Source organism: Streptomyces sp. NPDC104202, from assembly GCF_055584185.1.
In genome coordinates this window covers 79,426-97,495 of record NZ_JBVJMN010000010.1, presented here as the reverse complement: position 1 = coordinate 97,495, position 18,070 = coordinate 79,426, and the positions used below count along the sequence as shown (strand labels likewise).

The 18,070-nt window shown below is 75.2% G+C and carries 16 protein-coding genes and 1 pseudogene; 11 read left to right on the top strand and 6 right to left on the bottom strand.

Annotated features, from left to right (window positions below; all coding sequences use genetic code 11):
* Positions 1 to 128 precede the first annotated feature (128 nt).
* The 6 genes from ACZ60W_RS09855 to ACZ60W_RS09830 all read left to right on the top strand — a co-directional run bounded on the left by ACZ60W_RS09855 (position 129) and on the right by ACZ60W_RS09830 (position 6,782).
* Positions 129 to 440 (top strand): TlpA family protein disulfide reductase, encoded by a 312-nt coding sequence (locus ACZ60W_RS09855; RefSeq protein ID WP_469754826.1) that lies wholly within the window; start codon positions 129 to 131, stop codon positions 438 to 440.
* Positions 441 to 746: 306 nt separating this feature from the next.
* On the top strand, positions 747 to 1,271 hold the full coding sequence (locus ACZ60W_RS09850; protein ID WP_469754825.1) for a flavin reductase family protein: 525 nt from the start codon (positions 747 to 749) through the stop codon (positions 1,269 to 1,271).
* Positions 1,272 to 1,470: 199 nt separating this feature from the next.
* A complete protein-coding gene (locus ACZ60W_RS09845) occupies positions 1,471 to 2,256 on the top strand; it encodes an electron transfer flavoprotein subunit beta/FixA family protein (protein ID WP_366301187.1) in 786 nt (261 codons plus the stop codon).
* A gap of 54 nt (positions 2,257 to 2,310) precedes the next feature.
* Positions 2,311 to 3,285: an electron transfer flavoprotein subunit alpha/FixB family protein gene (locus ACZ60W_RS09840; protein ID WP_469754824.1), complete on the top strand. Its 975-nt coding sequence runs from the start codon at positions 2,311 to 2,313 to the stop codon at positions 3,283 to 3,285.
* Between the two features lie 153 nt (positions 3,286 to 3,438).
* Complete coding sequence (locus ACZ60W_RS09835) at positions 3,439 to 4,728, top strand: DUF6986 family protein (protein ID WP_469754823.1); 1,290 nt, start codon at positions 3,439 to 3,441, stop codon at positions 4,726 to 4,728.
* Positions 4,729 to 4,796: 68 nt separating this feature from the next.
* Complete coding sequence (locus ACZ60W_RS09830) at positions 4,797 to 6,782, top strand: serine/threonine-protein kinase (protein WP_469754822.1); 1,986 nt, start codon at positions 4,797 to 4,799, stop codon at positions 6,780 to 6,782.
* A gap of 113 nt (positions 6,783 to 6,895) precedes the next feature.
* Here the strand turns inward: ACZ60W_RS09830 and ACZ60W_RS09825 are convergent, their stop codons facing one another.
* The gene (locus tag ACZ60W_RS09825) at positions 6,896 to 7,930 is read right to left on the bottom strand and encodes a LacI family DNA-binding transcriptional regulator (RefSeq protein WP_469754821.1); all 1,035 of its coding nucleotides are present in this window, start codon (positions 7,928 to 7,930) and stop codon (positions 6,896 to 6,898) included.
* A 148-nt stretch (positions 7,931 to 8,078) separates the two neighbouring features.
* Between ACZ60W_RS09825 and ACZ60W_RS09820 the strand changes: the two genes are divergently transcribed.
* Entirely contained in the window at positions 8,079 to 9,140 is a 1,062-nt protein-coding gene (locus ACZ60W_RS09820) for an ROK family protein (protein ID WP_469754820.1), read from the top strand.
* A 127-nt stretch (positions 9,141 to 9,267) separates the two neighbouring features.
* On the opposite strand, the gene ACZ60W_RS09815 is transcribed toward ACZ60W_RS09820, so the two are convergent.
* A complete protein-coding gene (locus tag ACZ60W_RS09815) occupies positions 9,268 to 9,447 on the bottom strand; it encodes a hypothetical protein (protein WP_469754819.1) in 180 nt (59 codons plus the stop codon).
* A gap of 137 nt (positions 9,448 to 9,584) precedes the next feature.
* On the opposite strand from ACZ60W_RS09815, the gene ACZ60W_RS09810 reads away from it, so the two are divergent.
* Positions 9,585 to 10,634 carry an NUDIX hydrolase gene (locus ACZ60W_RS09810; protein ID WP_469754818.1) on the top strand — a complete coding sequence of 350 codons (1,050 nt, stop codon included), beginning with the start codon at positions 9,585 to 9,587 and terminating at the stop codon, positions 10,632 to 10,634.
* A gap of 39 nt (positions 10,635 to 10,673) precedes the next feature.
* On the opposite strand, the gene ACZ60W_RS09805 is transcribed toward ACZ60W_RS09810, so the two are convergent.
* The 3 genes and pseudogenes from ACZ60W_RS09805 to ACZ60W_RS09795 all read right to left on the bottom strand — a co-directional run bounded on the left by ACZ60W_RS09805 (position 10,674) and on the right by ACZ60W_RS09795 (position 13,431).
* The gene (locus ACZ60W_RS09805; protein WP_469754884.1) at positions 10,674 to 11,201 is read right to left on the bottom strand and encodes a MarR family transcriptional regulator; all 528 of its coding nucleotides are present in this window, start codon (positions 11,199 to 11,201) and stop codon (positions 10,674 to 10,676) included.
* Positions 11,202 to 11,288: 87 nt separating this feature from the next.
* Positions 11,289 to 11,981, bottom strand: a pseudogene (locus ACZ60W_RS09800) (MBL fold metallo-hydrolase); the annotation flags it as partial.
* Positions 11,982 to 12,066: 85 nt separating this feature from the next.
* Entirely contained in the window at positions 12,067 to 13,431 is a 1,365-nt protein-coding gene (locus tag ACZ60W_RS09795) for a M20/M25/M40 family metallo-hydrolase (RefSeq protein ID WP_469754817.1), read from the bottom strand.
* Positions 13,432 to 13,901: 470 nt separating this feature from the next.
* Here ACZ60W_RS09795 and ACZ60W_RS09790 point away from each other — a divergent pair, with 470 nt between their 5' ends.
* The gene (locus tag ACZ60W_RS09790; RefSeq protein ID WP_469754883.1) at positions 13,902 to 15,221 is read left to right on the top strand and encodes a geranylgeranyl reductase family protein; all 1,320 of its coding nucleotides are present in this window, start codon (positions 13,902 to 13,904) and stop codon (positions 15,219 to 15,221) included.
* Positions 15,222 to 15,321: 100 nt separating this feature from the next.
* Here ACZ60W_RS09790 and ACZ60W_RS09785 read toward each other — a convergent pair whose 3' ends face one another.
* Positions 15,322 to 15,825, bottom strand: coding sequence for a nitroreductase family deazaflavin-dependent oxidoreductase (locus ACZ60W_RS09785; protein ID WP_469754816.1), 504 nt, complete (start codon positions 15,823 to 15,825; stop codon positions 15,322 to 15,324).
* 130 nt (positions 15,826 to 15,955) lie between these two features.
* Here ACZ60W_RS09785 and ACZ60W_RS09780 point away from each other — a divergent pair, with 130 nt between their 5' ends.
* Positions 15,956 to 16,651, top strand: coding sequence for a TetR/AcrR family transcriptional regulator (locus tag ACZ60W_RS09780; protein WP_469754815.1), 696 nt, complete (start codon positions 15,956 to 15,958; stop codon positions 16,649 to 16,651).
* A 201-nt stretch (positions 16,652 to 16,852) separates the two neighbouring features.
* The gene (locus tag ACZ60W_RS09775) at positions 16,853 to 18,064 is read left to right on the top strand and encodes a sensor histidine kinase (RefSeq protein ID WP_469754814.1); all 1,212 of its coding nucleotides are present in this window, start codon (positions 16,853 to 16,855) and stop codon (positions 18,062 to 18,064) included.
* The last annotated feature ends 6 nt before the right edge of the window (positions 18,065 to 18,070 follow it).

Below are 18,070 nucleotides of genomic sequence, written 5' to 3'. Positions count from 1 at the left end.
TGTGGGGCCCCGTGACCAGTCCAGGCGGCTTCGTACGGGGAGATTCTCGTCACTCGCGGTGGCCGTGGCGGGAATCGAACGGTGCCGTGCGACGCTGGACTCGGAGACGGGTGAGGAAGGGGAGACGGATGGGCGAGATCCTGGGGCCGGAGGCGCTCGGGGCCGAACTGGGGGAGCGGGCCACGCTCGTGCAGTTCTCCACCGCCTTCTGCCAGCCCTGCCGGGCCACCCGCCGCACCCTCGCCGAGGTCGCCGCCATGGTGCCGGGCGTGGGGCACGTGGAGATCGACGCCGAGGAGCGGCTCGACCTGGTCCGTGAGCTGGGCATCGCCCGTACGCCCACCGTCCTCGTCCTCGACGGGGCGGGCCGTGTCGTCCGCCGGGCGGCGGGGCAGCCCCGCCGCGCGGACGTCATCGCCGCGCTGGGGCAGGCGGTCTGACGCGCCGCCACGCCGCCGCACGCCGCTCCTCCCATGGGGGGGCGCCCGGACCTGACGGATCCGGGGGCGCGGAAGGTGTCGGGGAACCCCTCGCCCATGCTCTCTCCCGGGCGGTGACGCTTCTCCCATATTGCGGTACACGCTTGACTGCACCCCGCAACGATCGTCACCCTGACGGAGTGCCCCTAGAACTCCTTCTCTACGGCCGCGTCCACGTGGACCTGGCCCGCAACGCGAGCGCGCGCTGTCCGGGTGTCTGAGCACCCCAGGACCCCCCTCATGCCGCCCTCGCAGAAGGACAACTCCATGACGGTTTCGCCCGAGCTCCGTACCGTGCCCACCATCGGCGCGCCCCGCCAGGCCTCTCCCGATCTGCTCCGCTCCGTCTTCCGCCGGCACGCCGCCGGTGTGGCCGTGATCACCGCGCACGGCGAGCGTCCCGTCGGTTTCACCGCGACCTCGCTGAACTCCGTCGCCGCCGAACCCCCGCTGGTCTCCTTCGGGGTGGGCACCACCTCCTCCAGCTGGCCGGTGCTGGCCGAGACCGAGTTCATCGGCGTGCACATACTCGGGGAACACCAGCAGGAGCTGGCCGCCACCTTCGCCCGCAGCGGCGCCGACCGGTTCGGCGACGACACCCGCTGGAGCGTCGGACCCGAGGGCGTGCCGGTGCTCGACGGCGTCCTGGCCTGGCTGGTCTGCCGCGTGGTGGCCCGCGTGCCGGCCGGTGACCACCGGATCGTCATCGCGCAGGCGGTGGCCGGCGACCCGGACGGCGCGGGCCGGCCGCTGCTCTACCACCACGGCCGCTTCCACGCGCTGCGCGACTGAGGGTTCCCGGACGCGCCGCTCTGCGCGCGTTGGCCAGATCACACGCCTGAGCGCTTGCTTACTGGTAACAAACTGGGTGTACTGACGAGTAATATTCCGGTCGGGGCGTCCGGCGCCCCGACCGGAAACCCGCCCTTCAGGCGCCTATGCTGCGAGCAACAAGGCAGCCCAGTTATGACGATGCAGTAGGAGAGCCGGCGTGAGCTTGAGGATCGTTGTCTGTGTGAAGTACGTGCCCGACGCGACCGGAGACCGGAAGTTCGCCGACGACCTCACGGTCGACCGCGACGACGTCGACGGTCTGCTGTCGGAGCTCGACGAGTACGCGGTCGAGCAGGCCCTGCAGATCGCCGAGGAGGCGGACGACGCCGAGGTCACCGTGCTCACGGTCGGCCCCGAGGACGCCAAGGACGCGCTCCGCAAGGCGCTCTCCATGGGCGCCGACAAGGCCGTCCACGTCGAGGACGACGACCTCCACGGCACCGACGTGATGGGCACCTCGCTCGTGCTCGCCAAGGCCATCGAGAAGACCGGCTACGACGTCGTCATCGCCGGCATGGCCTCCACCGACGGCACCATGGGCGTCCTCCCGGCCATCCTCGCGGAGCGCCTGGGCGTCCCGCAGGTCACGCTGCTCTCCGAGGTCAAGATCGAGGACGGCAAGGTCACCGGCCGCCGTGACGGCGACTCCGCCTCCGAGCAGCTGGAGGCCTCCCTCCCGGCCGTCGTGTCCGTGACCGACCAGTCGGGCGAGGCGCGCTACCCGTCCTTCAAGGGCATCATGGCCGCCAAGAAGAAGCCGGTGGAGTCCCTGGAGCTGGACGACCTGGACATCGACGCGGACGAGGTCGGCCTCGCCGGCGCCTGGACCGCCGTCGACTCCGCCGCCGAGCGTCCGGCGCGCACCGCGGGCACGATCGTCAAGGACGAGGGCGAGGGCGGCAAGCAGCTCGCCGAGTTCCTCGTGAGCCAGAAGTTCATCTAAGGCTCGCGCGAGCCCCTCAGACCGTCCCTTTCGTTCGCAGGAGATTGAAGTCCCATGGCTGAGATTCTCGTCTACGTCGACCACGTCGACGGAGCCGTCCGCAAGCCCACCCTGGAGCTGCTGACCCTCGCCCGCCGCCTGGGCGAGCCGGTCGCCGTCGCGCTGGGCAACGGCGCCGCCGACACCGCGGCCGCGCTCGCCGAGCACGGCGCGGTGAAGGTCCTCACGGCCGACGCCCCCGAGTTCGCCGACTACCTCGTCGTCCCGAAGGTCGACGCCCTCCAGGCCGCGTACGAGTCGGTGTCCGCCGCCGGCTCCCTGGCTGCCGTGCTCGTCCCGTCCTCGGCCGAGGGCAAGGAGATCGCGGCCCGCCTCGCGGTCCGCATCGGCTCCGGCATCATCACCGACGCCGTCGACCTGGAGGCCGGTGACGAGGGCCCGGTCGCGACGCAGTCCGCGTTCGCCGCCTCCTTCACCACCAAGTCCCGTGTCTCCAAGGGCACCCCGGTCATCACGGTCAAGCCGAACTCGGCGCCCGTCGAGGCCGCCCCGGCCGCCGGTGCGGTGGAGACCCTCGCGGTCTCCTTCGGCGCCCTGGCCACCGGCACCAAGGTGACCGCGCGCACCCCGCGCGAGTCCACCGGCCGCCCCGAGCTGACCGAGGCCGCGATCGTGGTCTCCGGCGGCCGCGGCGTCAACGGCGCCGAGAACTTCGCGATCATCGAGGCGCTCGCCGACTCCCTCGGTGCCGCCGTCGGCGCCTCCCGCGCCGCCGTCGACGCCGGCTGGTACCCGCACTCCAACCAGGTCGGCCAGACCGGCAAGTCGGTCTCGCCGCAGCTGTACATCGCCTCCGGCATCTCCGGCGCGATCCAGCACCGCGCGGGCATGCAGACCTCGAAGACGATCGTCGCCGTCAACAAGGACGCCGAGGCCCCGATCTTCGACCTCGTCGACTACGGCGTGGTCGGCGACCTCTTCGACGTCGTCCCGCAGCTGACCGAAGAGGTCAAGACCCGCAAGGGCTGACCTGCGGTTCTGTTCGGCCTGGGGGCCGCACGGCGATCTGTCGCCGTGCGGCCCCCGGTCGTTTCGGACAACCATTGACTCAGGTCCCGACGGCCTACTAACTTCGCCATACGGATTGTTGATTCCGTGCAGCGGAAAACAGGAGGATGCAGGATGGGTCAGCAGGAGAAGGTGTCGACGAGCCTCGCGGGCGCGGTCAGCGAGGGCATCAGCGCCTCCCTCGCCGCGGTGGACGCCGAACTGGACCGCCGCTACCCGGGCGACCCCGGCACCCGCCAGCCCGTCCACACCGTCTACGTCCCCGGCGACGTCTTCGACGCCGGCACCATCCGTTCCTGGGGTGACCAGGCGCTCGCCGCCCTCGACGAGCACGCCCCCGACGCAGCCTCCTTCGCCGCGGTCCTCGGCCTCCCGGACGCCCTCGCCGAGGACGTCCACGACCGCGTACGGGCCAAGCTGGAGCGGGAGCCGGTCGAGGACCTCCGGGTCGACTTCGAGGACGGGTACGCAGGCCGGGACGAGGACCAGGACGCCGCCCGCGCCGCCCGCCTGATCTCGGAGGCGTACGCGAACGGCACGGCCGCCCCGTACATGGGCATCCGGATGAAGTGCATGGAGTCCGCCGTCCGCGACCGCGGCATCCGCACCACCGACGTCTTCCTCACCGGCCTCCTGGAGAACGGCGGCCTCCCCGACGGCCTCGTCCTCACCCTCCCGAAGGTGACCTACCCCGAGCAGGTCTCCGCCTTCGTCCGCCTCCTGGAGGCCTTCGAGAAGGCGCACGGCCTCGACGAGGGGCGCCTCGGCTTCGAGATCCAGATCGAGACCAGCCAGTCCATCCTGGCCACCGACGGCACCGCCGCGGTCGCCCGCATGATCGGCGCCGCCGAGGGCCGCGCCACCGGCCTGCACTACGGCACCTTCGACTACAGCGCCTGCCTCGGCGTCTCCGCCGCCTACCAGGCCAGCGACCACCCGGCCGCCGACCACGCCAAGGCGATCATGCAGGTCGCCGCCGCCGGCACCGGCGTCCGCGTCTCCGACGGCTCCACCAACGTCCTCCCCGTCGGCTCCACCGCGCACGTCCACGAGGCCTGGCGCCTGCACTACGGCCTCACCCGCCGCGCCCTCGCGCGCGCCTACTACCAGGGCTGGGACATGCACCCCGGTCACATCCCCACCCGCTACGCCGCGGTCTTCGCCTTCTACCGCGAGGGCTTCGAGGCCGCCGCCAAGCGTCTCTCCGCGTACGCCAACCACGCCGGCGGCGAGGTCATGGACGAGCCCGCGACCGCCAAGGCCCTCGGCTCCTACCTGCTGCGCGGCATCGACTGCGGTGCCCTCGACACCGCCGAGGTCGACGCCCTCACCGGCATGGACCGCGCCGCCCTCGACCGGTTCGCCGCCCCGCGGCGCGGCGACCTCACGGCCTCCGCCGAGTAGCCGGACAAAGATCCAACAAGGGTCTCGATCCGGCCAACTGCCCCGTACCCTGTACGAGTTAAAGCGCCATGCGCGCGGATGCTCGACAGGGGAACGGGGCTTCGGTGTCATCGGGGGAGAACGGGCGGCTCGCGGGCCGCTACAGAATCGTGGGCCGGCTCGGACGCGGGGGCATGGGGGTCGTCTGGCGGGCCGTCGACGAGGTCCTCGGCCGCGAGGTCGCCGTCAAGGAGCTCCGCACCTATTCGGACGCGGCCGCGCCCGAACTGGCCGATCTGCGGCTGCGGATGACCCGGGAGGCACGGGCCGCCGCCCGCGTCCGCCACCCCGGGGTCGTGGCCGTCCACGACGTCACCGAACACGAGGGCCGGCCCGTCATCGTCATGGAACTCGTCGACGGGCCCTCCCTCGACGACGTCCTCGGCGAGCGCGGCACGCTCGACCCCGTCGAGGCCGCCCGGATCGGCGCCCGTGTCCTGGAGGCCCTGGCCGCCGCCCACGACGCGGGCGTCCTGCACCGGGACGTGAAGCCCGGCAACGTCCTGCTCGACCGCTCGGGGCGGATCGTCCTCACCGACTTCGGCATCGCCACGATGGAGGACCCGGGCGACGGCTCCGCGACCCACCTCACCCGCAGCGGCGAGATCGTCGGCTCCCTCGACTACCTCGCCCCCGAGCGAGCCCGTGGCCAGGACCCCGGCCCCGCCTCGGACGTCTGGGCGCTGGGGGCCACGCTGTACGCGGCCGTCGAGGGCGCCTCGCCCTTCCGCCGCACCTCCACCTGGTCGACCCTCGCCGCCATCGTCACCGAGCCCCTCCCCGAACCCCGCCACGCCGGACCCCTCGCGCCCGTCCTGCGCCGTCTCCTCGACAAGGACCCGGCCTCCCGGCCGACGGCCCGCGAGGCGGCGCGGCTCCTGGACGAGGTCGCCGCACCGGCGGCCGGACCGGCGGCGCACGGCGGAACGGACGCCGACGCCCCGACGGACGCCCGGACCGGCGGGCCGGCCGAGGACCCGGCGCTCCAGCACGCCGCCCCAGACCCGGCCGAGGCGGCCGCCGGACCCGCCGCCGGCTTCGGGGCCCCCTTCGCGGCCCCCTCCGAGCCGTACCCGGCCGGCGGGATCGCACCCGGCGGAGCCTTCGGGCCGGCCGTCCCCGTGCCCCCGGCGGGAAGCGTGCCTCCCGTCGCCGGACCCGTGGGGACGCCGGCGGGGCGGGCCGGGGCCCGGGCCGCCCGCCGGGCGGGCGGCGCGTCGCGCAGGGGGCCGGTCCTGGTGGCCGCTTCCGTGGCCGCGGTGCTGCTGGCCGGCGGCGGCCTCACGTACGCGCTCCTGGACCACGGGACGGGGAACAGGGCCGCCGGCGACACCGCGCAGGCCGACGGCCGGGGCGCGGTCGGCGGGGACCCGGGCCGGGTGCTCGACCCCGCCACCGGCGGCGCGTCGTCCTCGCAGCGGCCGAGCGGCACGGCCTCGCCGTCGGCCGGCGCGCGCCCCGGCGAGCCGACCGCCTCCGGGCGCCCGCCCGGCGCGGGCACGCCGGGCGGGGGAGGCGACAGCGCCGGCGGGGCGGACGCGGGCGGGGCGGGCGCGGGCGGGGCCGCCGGCGCCGCGGCGGGCGGTTCCGGGACGCGGCCCCCCTCGGGCGGCGGCGCCACGACGGCCCCGGGCGGCACCGGCGGCGACACCTCGGCGGGCGGGGCGGACACGACCGGCGGCCCGTCGGGCGGCGGCGCCGGCCCGGCACCCACCACCCAGGCCCCGCCGCCTGCCGAGGGCTGCACCGCCACCGGCTCCTCCGCCACCTGCCAGGTCGTGCGCGGGGCCACCACCACCCGTTACGACGGCGGCGAGATGGGCACCGTCGGCGCCGGTCCGCACACCTTCTTCTGCCAGGTGGACCTCGACCGCACGGAGTCGTACGGGGGCCGCACCAGCCGCTGGTTCGCCCGCACCGACGACGACAGCGGCAACACCAACGTCTATCTGAGCGTCCTCCACCTCTCCGGCGGAGCCGCCGGTGGCGCGGTCGCCGGCCTGCGCGTCTGCTGAGGACACGGGTCCGCCCCCGGACGCCGTCCGGGGGCGCACACCGCGCGAGGGGGAGAACTCCACGGCCGCCCGGTGCGCGCCGTCCGCCGGCGTACGGCCCCGGGCATGCCCCCTCAGCCGGCCTGGGGCGCGATCTCGCCCGAGCCGCGGGCGAGGAGGGTGGTGCCGAGGACCACGCGCTCCGGCGCCTCGTCCGCGCCGTCGAGACGGCGGAAGAGCCGCTCCGCGGCCGTCCGGCCGAGGGCGGCCGCGTCCTGGGCGACGACGGTCACGCCGAGGAGGTCGGCCAGTTCGATGTCGTCGAAGCCGACGAGGGCGACGGGCCGCGGGTACCCGGCGAGGGCGCGGACCACGGTGACGGTGACCCGGTTGTTGCCGGCGAACAGCGCGGTCACCGGCTCAGGCCCGGCCAGCAGCTCCCGTACGGCGGTGCCCACGCGCTCGGGGTCGGTGGAGCCGGGCGACACCCACGCGTCCCGGACCGGCAGTCCGGCGTCCTCCATCGCCGTGCGATAGCCGCGCAGCCGCTCGGCGGAGGTGTGGATGCGGGGCCGGTCACCGATGAAGCCGATCCGGCGGTGCCCGTGGGCGATGAGATGGGCCACGCCGGCACGCGCCCCGCCGAAGCTGTCGGAGAGGACGGCGTCCGCGTCGATGCGGCCGGCCGGACGGTCGACGAAGACCGTGGCGACGCCCGCCCTGATCTCCGGCTCCAGATACCGGTGGTCGTCGCCGGCGGGGATGACGATGAGCCCGTCGACCCGGCGCGCGCACAGCGCCAGGGCGAGCTCCTGCTCGCGCTCGGGGTCCTCGGCGCTCGACCCGTTGATGAGGAGCGCTCCGTGCGCCCGCGCGACCTCCTCGACGGCGCGGCTCAGCGGCCCGTAGAAGGGGTCGGCGAGGTCCTCCAGGACGAGGCCGACGGTCGCGGTCCGGCCCTTGCGCAGGACGCGGGCGCTGTCGTTGCGGCGGAACCCGAGGATCTCGATGGCCTCCTGCACCCGGCGCTCGGTGTCGGGGGTGACGCCCGGTTCGCCGTTGACCACCCGCGACACCGTCTTCAGGCCGACCCCCGCGCGGGCGGCGACGTCCTTCATCGTGGGCCGGTTGCCGTAGCGGTGCTCGGGGCGGCGGGCGATGTCGGCCACGGTGTGCGATTCCTCCGTCGGATCGGGGTCCCGGCGGGACGACGCGCCGTCCCGGGTCGAGCATAGGGCCTGGACAACGTTGTCACCGCGCGGAAGACTGTACGTGACCACGTACCGTTCCCGGCCGCCGACTGGAGATCCCGCGCCCATGCACACCGACCCCGCCGCGGGCCTCGCCGTCGCGCTCGACATCGGCGGCACCAAGATCGCCGGCGCCCTGGTCGACGGCGGAGGGCGGGTCCTCGTCCGGTCCCGGCGGCCCACGCCCGCGCGTGAGGACGCCGCCACCGTGATGCGCGCGGTCGAGGCGGTCCTCGGGGACCTGGCGGCCTCGCCGCTGTGGGAGACCGCGGAGGCGGTCGGCATCGGCAGCGCCGGCCCGGTCGACGCCTCCCGGGGCACGGTGAGCCCGGTGAACGTCCCCGGCTGGCGCGACTACCCGCTCGTCGAAGGCGTCCGGCGCGTCACGGGCGGACGGCCCGTCACCCTCGTCGGCGACGGCGTCGCCATGACGGCCGCCGAGCACTGGGTGGGCGCCGCCCGAGGCCACGACAACGCCCTGTGCCTCGTCGTCTCCACGGGCGTCGGCGGCGGCCTCGTCCTCGGCGGCCGGGTCCATCCGGGCCCCACCGGCAACGCCGGCCACATCGGCCACATCGCGGTGGACCTCGACGGCGATCCCTGCGCCTGTGGCGCCCGGGGCTGCGTCGAGCGCCTCGCCAGCGGCCCCCACCTCGCCCGCCGCGCGCTGGACGACGGCTGGCGGCCCGGCCCCGACGGCGACGTCTCCGCCGCCGCGGTGGCCGCCTCCGCGCGCGCCGGCGACCCCGTCGCCCTCGCGGCCTTCGCGCGCGCGGCCCAGGCGCTGGCGGCCGGCATCGCGGCCACCGCCGCCCTCGTCGAGATCGACATCGCCGTCGTCGGGGGCGGCGTCGCGGGCGCGGGCGAGGTCCTCTTCGCCCCCCTCCGCCGCAGCCTCGCCGACTACGCCACGCTCTCCTTCACCCGTGGCCTCACCGTCGTCCCCGCCCTCACCGGCACCGACGCGGGCCTGCTCGGTGCCGCGGCCGCCGCCACGCACGCGCGTGACGGTGTGTGGAGGGCCTTCGCGGCGGGCGTCCCGGGCGGGGCGACGGGCCACGAGGCCGGCCCGGCCGCCGGCGTGGGTGCGGTCACCGGCCCGCGCGCGGACGCGGGGGCCGACGCCTGAGGACTTGCGTCGAGGGAGCGTCCCGGACCGGTCCGGGACCGAGCGCCCGGACACGGTGGACCGTCCGGCCCTCCCGCTCCTGAGCGCCGCGGTGGACCGCCCGGCACGGAGGAGGCGGGCCTCCCCATCATTCCCGTACGCGCTCCGCCGTCCGCTGTTCCACGATCACCAGGAAGGTGTCGGTCTCCAGGTCCATGACCACCCGGGCCGGCACCCCCTCGTCCCGTCGCGCCCCGGCGAACTCCTCCGCCGGCCAGCTGCCCCGCGGACCGCCGGCCGGAAAACGCTCCAGAATCCTACGGCTCATCTCCGCACCCCCTCGTGCTCGCCGTTGTCAACGACCGAGGGGCGCAGGCGTCACGGTCGAGGCCGGACACGCGTTCACGGGTTTCCGTGGCAGGGTGTTGAGGGCAAGCCACAGGGGGCTACCGATGAGGGGGAATCGTGATCGTCTGGATCAACGGGACGTTCGGCGCGGGCAAGTCGAGCACCGCGCGCGAGCTGGTCGATCTGATCCCGAACAGCACCCTGTACGACCCCGAGGTCACCGGCGGCGGGCTGCGCCGGCTGCTGCCGGCCAAACGGCTCGCCGAGGTCGACGACTACCAGGACCTGCCGATCTGGCGGCGCCTGGTCGTCGACACCGCCGCCGCCCTGCTCGCCGAGGTCGGCGGCGTCCTGATCGTCCCGATGACCCTGCTCCGCCAGGACTACCGGGACGAGATCTTCGGCGGGCTCGCCGCCCGCCGGATCGAGGTGCGGCATGTCCTGCTCGCACCGGAGGAAACGATCCTGCGCCAACGGATCGACGAGCGGGCCGAGTACGGCGACCCCGAGACCGACGCACGCGTCCGCACCTGGTGCCACGACCACCTCGCCCCCTACCGGTCCGCGCTCGGCTGGCTCACCGCCGACGCCTACGCCGTCGACACCTCCTCCCTCACCGTGGCCGAGGCCGCCCGGACCGTCGCCGACGCGGTCCTGGCCGGCCGCGCGGCCCCCTGCGGCATCGTCCAGACCCCGGAACCGACCGGCGAGACCCTCGCGGCCGGGGTGCTCCTCTTCGACGAACAGGACCGCTTCCTGCTCGTCGACCCGACCTACAAGCCCGGCTGGGAGTTCCCCGGCGGCGTCGTCGAGCGCGGCGAACCGCCGGCCCGCGCCGGGATGCGCGAGGTCGCCGAGGAGATCGGCCTCGAACTCGACGCCGTGCCCCGCCTGCTGCTCGTCGACTGGGAGCGGCCCCAGCCCCCCGGCCACGGCGGCCTGCGCCTCCTCTTCGACGGCGGCACCCTGCGCGCCGACGACACCGCCCGCCTCCACCTCCCCGGCGCCGAACTGCGCGACTGGCGCTTCGTCACCGAGGAGGAGGCGGCCGACCTCCTGCCGCCCGTCCGCTACCGCCGTCTGCGATGGGCCCTGCGCGCCCGCGAACGCGGCACCGTGCTCAACCTGGAGGCCGGCGTCCCGGTCGGCGGACGAGGGACCGGTTGACCACCGGGCCCACGGCCCGGGGCCTCACGGCCCGGGGCCTCACGGCCCCGGGCGGAGGGACCGGCCGCCGGCGTCTCGGCCGGCCACCGTCCTCGCGGCCTCCGGCGCGGCGCCCTCCACATGGGCGATCATCCTGCGGAGCACCTTGAGCGCGGCGACGTACTCCACGTCGTCGATGCCCTCGTGGACCTCCGCCCGCACCTCCGTCACCAGCCGGCGGACGCGCACCCGGGCCGACTCACCGGCCCCGGTGAGGTGCAGGCGGCCGTCCGCGTCGACCCGCAGCCACTCCCGGTGGACCAGCTGGGCGACGACCCGGCCGATCTCATCCGGTCCGTCCGCGAGCGGGGTCAGCCGGCCGACGACCTCCTCGCGGGTCGGGGCCCCGACCCCGCCGCCGACGTCGTTGAGGACCCAGTACTGCGGCTGCGCGACGTCGGACCGGGCCATGGCGTCCCGCAGATGCCGGGTGACGGCCCGGTGCGCGAGGCCGGTCCAGTACCCGACGGGCTGGTGCAGCAGCTCCTCGTCGTCGGCGGCCGGGTCGGCCGGCGCCTGATCGGTCAGGGGTCCGCCGGCCGGTGTCCGGCCGGTCGGCCGCGCCGGGTCGGCTGCCGCTGTCCCGGGAGCCGGCCGCTCCTCGTCGCCGGTCCCCGCCGCCGCCACCGCCTCGGCCAGCCGGGCCGCCGTGTCCGTGGTCACCGGAGCGCCGTGACCACAGCACAACACCGACGGGGCCAGCTCGGCCAGCGCCCGCAGGGACGTGCGCGCGAGGGCGCGGTCGACGTGGAAGACGCCGAAGGTCACCCCCTGCACCGAGGCCGCCGTGTCCCCGGCGAACAGCACGCCGTGGCGCGGCAGATGGACGGCCATCGAGCCGGGGGTGTGCCCGGGAGTGTGGACGACCACGGCGCCGTCCCCGAAACCGAGCTCCTCGCCGTCCTCCACCTCCCGGTCCACCCGGGTCGGCGGCGCCTCCGGAACCGTCAGGCCGTGCGCGAACAGCGGGACCTCCCACTCCAGGAGGTCGGGCTCGGGCACCGGTGCCTCGCCCCGGACGACCGGCGCGTCGAGGCGGTGCGCGACGATCTCGGCGCCGTACGCCTCCGCCAGCTCGCCCGCCGCGCCCACGTGGTCGCGGTGGCAGTGCGTCAGCACGATCCGGCGCAGCCGGGCCGGGTCGAGGCCGGCCGACCGTATCGCCTCCGCGATCGCGGGCGCCGTACCGGTCCAGCCGGCGTCGATCAGGGTCAGCTCCCCGTCGTCCTGCCACAGATAGGCCTGGCCGATGGAGAAGTCCAGCAGGTGCAGACGCGGGCTGATCGGGATGAGCTCGATGGGTGCCATACGGCGAACCTACGGAGAGCCGCAGGTCCGCCGTACGCTTCTACGCTCTCGGCGAGCTTCGCCGAGCGCTGAATCCGACCGGCCGTCAGACCTGCTTCGAGCGCGCGTAGTTGACCAGGAAGTGCGCCTCGGCCACCGAGAGGCGCTCCAGCTCCTCCGGGGACACGGACTCGTTCGGCGCGTGGATCTGCGCCTCCGGCTCGCTGAGACCGATCAGCAGGATCTCCGACTCGGGGTACAGCGACGCCAGCGTGTTGCACAGCGGGATCGAGCCGCCCATGCCCGCCGTCTGCATCTCCTGACCCGGGTACGCGACCCGCATCGCCTCGGCCATCGAGGCGTACGCAGGGCTCGACGTGTCCGCCTGGAACGCCTGGCCCTGGCCGACCTGCTCGAAGGAGACCCGGGCGTTCCACGGGGTGTGCTTCTCGATGTGGGCGTAGAGCAGCTTCGTCGCCTCCGCCGCGTCCTGGCCCGGCGGCACCCGCAGGCTCAGCTGGGCGCGGGCCGACTTCGGGATCGACGGGGTCGCGCCGGCCACCGGGTGGCAGTCGATGCCGATGACGGTGACGGCGGGACGCGCCCAGATCCGGTCGGCGATCGTCCCGGCACCCGGCAGCGCCACGTCCGAGAGCACCTTGGCGTCCTGGCGGAAGTCCTCCTCCGGGTACTGCAGCCCCTCCCACACCTGGTCGCCCGGCAGCCCGTCCACGACGGTCGAGCCGTCCTCGGCGCGCAGTGAGTCCAGGACGCGGATCATCGCGGCCAGCGCGTCCGGGGCGGCGCCGCCGAACTGACCGGAGTGCAGGTTGCCCTCCAGGGTGTCGATCTGCACCCGGATCATCGTCATGCCGCGCAGGGTCGCCGTCACCGTCGGGAGGCCCACCCGGAAGTTGCCCGCGTCGCCGATCACGATCGCGTCGGCGGCCAGCAGCTCGGGGTGCTGCTCCGCGTACCGCTCCAGACCGCCGGTGCCCTGCTCCTCCGAACCCTCCACGATCACCTTGACGGTGACCGGGACGCCGCCGTTCGCCTTCAGGGCGCGCAGCGCCAGCAGGTGCAGGACGAAGCCGCCCTTGCAGTCGGCGGCGCCGCGCCCGTACCAGCGCCCGTCGCGCTCGGTCAGCTCGAACGGCGGGGTCAGCCACGCCGACTCGTCCAGCTTCGGCTGCACGTCGTAGTGCGCGTACAGCAGTACCGTCGGAGCGTTCTGCGGTCCGGGCAGGAGGCCGTACACCGACTGCGAGCCGTCCGGCGTGTCGAGCAGCGCCACGTCCTGGAAGCCCTCGGCGCGCAGGGCGTCCGCGACCCAGTTCGCCGCGCCCTCGCACTCGCTGCGCGGCGCCACGGCCTCGTCCGCCACCGACTCGAAGGCCACCAGCTCGGCCAGCTCGGCCTTGGCCGTGGGCATCAGGGACCGGACGGTCTCGGCGATCGGATTCGAGGACATGGGCACGCTCCTGATGGGTGCGACGTTACGAGGTGAGGACGGCGTTCGGCGTAGGTCGTGGTACGGCGAACGCACCGTCGATCCTACGGCGCCGTGCCCTGGCTACCGCGCCGTAGGATGCGTCAGGAGCAGACCACCGGTCGGATCAGGAGCAGAAACACATCGTGAGCAGCGAGCACGGAGAGAACGCCGGCCCGGAGCACACCGAGCCAGTGGGCGCGGCTCCCGGGGCCGGCGGCGCGCAGGCCGCGGCGGACCCGGGCCCCGACACCGCGACGTCCGAGGTCACGGCCCTCGTGGCCGGCACCGGGACGTCGGCGGCCGGATCCGCCGATCCCGAGGGAGCCGACGCCGGGTCCGCCGGTCCCGGGACCGCGGACGCCGAGGGCGCGCCCCTCGCGGCGGACCCGCGCCCGGGTGAGGTCGCGGGCGACGTGACGGACCCGCAGCCGGCCGCCCCCGCGCCCGCGGTGGAGGCGGCGGACGCGACGGAGGGCACCCCCGAGGACGCGTCCGCGGAGGTCTGGGACGTCGTCGTCGTCGGCGCGGGCCCGGCCGGCGCGTCCGCGGCCTACGCCGCCGCGGTGGCCGGCCGCCGGGTGCTGCTCCTGGAGAAGTCCGAACTGCCCCGCTACAAGACCTGCGGCGGCGGCATCATCGGCCCCTCCCGCGACTCCCTCCCGCCGGGCTTCGAACTTCCCCTCCAGGACCGGGTGCACGCCGTCACCTTCTCCCTGGACGGACGCTTCGCCCGCACCCGCCGCTCGCGCCGGATGCTCTTCGGCCTCATCAACCGGCCCGAGTTCGACGCACAGCTCGTCGAGCACGCCCAGAAGGCCGGCGCCGAACTGCGCACCGGCGCCACGGTCGTCCGCGTCGAACAGCACGGCCCCTCGGTGCCGGACCGCCGCACCGCCGCCGTCGTCCTCGCCGACGGCGAGACCCTGCTCGCCCGCGCCGTCGTCGGCGCCGACGGCAGCGCCAGTCGGATAGGCGCTCACGTCGGGGTCAAGCTCGGTCAGGTCGACCTGGGCCTGGAGGCGGAGATCCCGGTGCCGCCGTCGGTCGCGGAGGACTGGAAGGGCCGCGTCCTCATCGACTGGGGCCCCATGCCGGGCAGTTACGGCTGGGTCTTCCCCAAGGGGGACACCCTCACCGTCGGCGTCATCTCGGCGCGTGGCGAGGGCGCCGCCACCAAGCGGTACATGGAGGACTTCGTCGCCCGGCTCGGCCTCGCCGGCTTCGAGCCCACGATCTCCTCCGGCCACCTGACCCGCTGCCGCACCGACGACTCGCCGCTCTCCCGCGGCCGGGTGCTCGTCTGCGGCGACGCGGCGGGCCTCCTGGAGCCCTGGACGCGCGAGGGCATCTCGTACGCGCTCCGCTCGGGCCGGCTCGCCGGCGAGTGGGCCGTGCGGGTCGCCGAGGCGAACGACGCGGTCGACGCCCGGCGCCAGGCCCTCAACTACGCCTTCGCCATCAAGGCCGGCCTCGGCGTCGAGATGGCGGTCGGGCGGCGCATGCTCGCCGTCTTCGAGCGCCGTCCGGGACTGCTGCACGCCACCATCACGGGCGTGCGGCCGGCCTGGAACGCCTTCGCCGACATCACCCGCGGCTCCGCCACCCTCGGTGGCATGGTCCGGTCGAACGGTCTGGCCCGGCGCGCGCTGGAGATGCTGGACCGGCGGATGGACACGTCCTCCGGCGTCGGCCCGGCGGGCCGGGGCGTCTCGCAGAAGGAGCGGGCGGCCGCCGAGCAGGACGACACGGAGGCTCCCGAGGAGCTCTGAGGGTGCGGTGCGGGCGGCGCGTGCGCCGCGCGCGTCACCGCCGTGCGGGCGCGGACCGGTTCCGTGACGCGTGAGGACGGGCTCCGCCGTCCGGGCCGGTTCACGCCGCCCGGGTGGCGGGGCCCGTCGTCGTGATGCGGAAGACGGGGTGCTTGGGGGCGGCGGCGCGCAGCTCCGCCACGGAGGAGTCCGGGCCCACGCCGTCGAAGAAGACGCCGACCTCGGCCTTCCACCGCTTGAGGTAGGCGCGGAGCACGTCGGGCTTGTCGTCGTCGGCGACCTCGACCGCCGTGAACTCCTGCATGTGCTTGCCGAGGTGCAGCTCCCCGCCGCCGGCGGCCCGCATGTTGTGGGTCCACTGGACGTGGCCGCGGGGCGCCACCAGGTACTGGACGCCGTCCACCGTCAGCAGGTTCACGGGGGTGCGGCGCCACTCGCCGCTCTTGCGGCCGCGGACGGCCAGCACGCGGGAGCCCCAGACGCTGATTCCGCGGCGGGTCATCCAGGAGACGGTGCGGTTGAGGACGTTCACGGTGAACCAGCCGGGCTTCATGACGTGGGCGGCGGGGGTGGAGCCGGCGGGGGTGGCGGGCCGAGCGGACATGGTGTCCTCCTGAGGAGTCAAAGTGTGAGCGCTGCTCTCGCTTGAGATCAGTGTGCACGGCTTGGTGCTCACAAGCAAGAGCAGCGCTCTCGTTTCGTGTCGGTGCTCCGAAAGTGGCACACTGCTCTCCATGACGACCGTTCGAGGAGCCCGCGCCCGCGCCCGCATCGAGATCACCGCCGCCATCAAGGACGAGGCCCGCACCCAGCTCGCCGCCGAGGGCGCCGCCAAGCTCTCCCTCCGGGCCGTCGCCCGCGAGCTCGGCATGGTCTCCTCCGCGCTCTACCGCTACTTCCCCAGCCGCGACGACCTGCTCACCGCCCTCATCGTCGACGCCTACGACGCCGTCGGCGCCGCCGCCGAGAAGGCGGACGCCGACAGCGCAGGGCAGCGCCCCCTCGACCGGTGGACCGCCGTCTGCCGGGCCGTCCGCGCCTGGGCCGTCGCCCACCCCCACGAGTACGCCCTCATCTACGGCTCCCCGGTCCCCGGGTACTCCGCCCCGCAGGACACCGTCGCCCCCGCCTCCCGCGTCGGCCTCGTCCTCATCGGCATCACCCGCCGCGCCCACGACGGCGAGGGCCTCGCCCTCCCGCCGCTCCCCGACGCGCTGCGCCCCGAGGCCGAACGCATCGCCGCCGACCTCGTCCCCGACCTCCCGCCCGCCCTCGCCGTCGCCCTCGTCGCCGCCTGGTCCCAGCTCTTCGGCCTCCTCTCCTTCGAGCTCTTCGGCCAGTTCCACCGCGTCGTCGAGGACCGCGACGCCTTCTTCACCGCCGCCGCCCGCCGCCTCGGCCAGGACGTCGGCCTGCTGCCCCGCGGCTGACCGGGCCGACACGCCCCCGCCGGCCCGTGGCCCGGTGGCCGGCGCCGGCGCGCGTGCCCGGCCGCCGGGCCACGGGCCGGCACCGGCCGCCGAAGCCGTGCAGCGCCGCTCCGGGGCCGGGCGTGTACTCCGGGGGGAGTAGGAGGGACCACCCCGCCGGGCTGACGTGGTTCGGTGGGGCACGCGGTTAGCGTGGCCGGTATGGACGAGGAGGAGTGGGCGGACGGACGGGGCGGTCCGCGCTTCGGACGGCGGTGGGGCAGGGCGGCCGAGGGGCGCGGGCTCGCGTGGCGGTCCACGGTGGTGATCGCCGTGGTCGTGACGGCGGGGACGGGGTTCGCGGCGCGGAACCAGACGGGGCGCGAGGACTTCGACGCGCTCGGGCGGACGCTGTTGCTGCTGGCGGCGGCGCCGCTGGCGTTCCGTCACCGCAGGCCGGTGCCCGTGGTGTTCGTGGTGGCGGGCGTGATCCTGGGCTACCTCGCGGCCGGGTATCCGTACGGGCCGGTCTTCGTCCTGGTGGCCGTGGCGTGTTTCGCGGCCGTCGTCCACGGCCACCGCACCGCCGCGTGGTGGGCGCTGGGGCTGTTGTGGGCGGGGCACCTGCTGCTCGCGCACTGGCTGTACCGCCGGCTGCCGCCGGCGGGTGACGGCCCGGCACCCTGGGGGCAGGAGCTGCCGGCGGCGGCGTTCGCCCTGGCCGTCCTGGCCGCGTCGGAGCTGGTGCGGGTCCGCCGCGAGCAGGGGGCGCAGCGCCGGGCGGAGCGGGCCGCGGCCGAACGGCGGCGGGCGGACGAGGAGCGGCTGCGGATCGCCCGGGAGCTGCACGACGTGCTGGCCCACTCGATCGCGGTGATCAACGTGCAGGCGGGGGTGGGGCTCGCCCTGCTGGACTCCGACCCCGAGCAGGCCCGTACGGCGCTGACCACCATCAGGGCGGCCAGCAAGGAGGCGCTCGGCGAGGTGCGGCAGGTCCTCGACACCCTCCGGGCCCCCGGCGACGCGCCCCGGGCCCCCGCCCCCGGCCTCGACCGGCTCCCCGACCTCGTCGAGCAGGCCGCCGCCACGGGCCTCACCGTGACCGTGACGACGAGCGGTCCCCGGACGGCCCTGCCGCCCGGCGCCGACCTGGCCGCCTTCCGGATCGTGCAGGAGGCGCTCACCAACGTGGTCCGGCACTCCGGTTCGCGCGCCGCCCGGGTCGAGATCACTCGCGGCCCCGGCCGGCTGGACCTGCGCGTCGACGACGACGGCCCCACCACCGGGACGGAGGCGGGTGGCAGCGGCAACGGCCTCGCCGGGATGCGGGAGCGCGCCGCCGCCCTCGGTGGCACGATCGAGGCGGGCGTCCGTCCCGACGGCGGCTTCCGCGTCCACGCCGTACTCCCGCTGCCCGTGGAGGAGACCCCGTGACCGGCG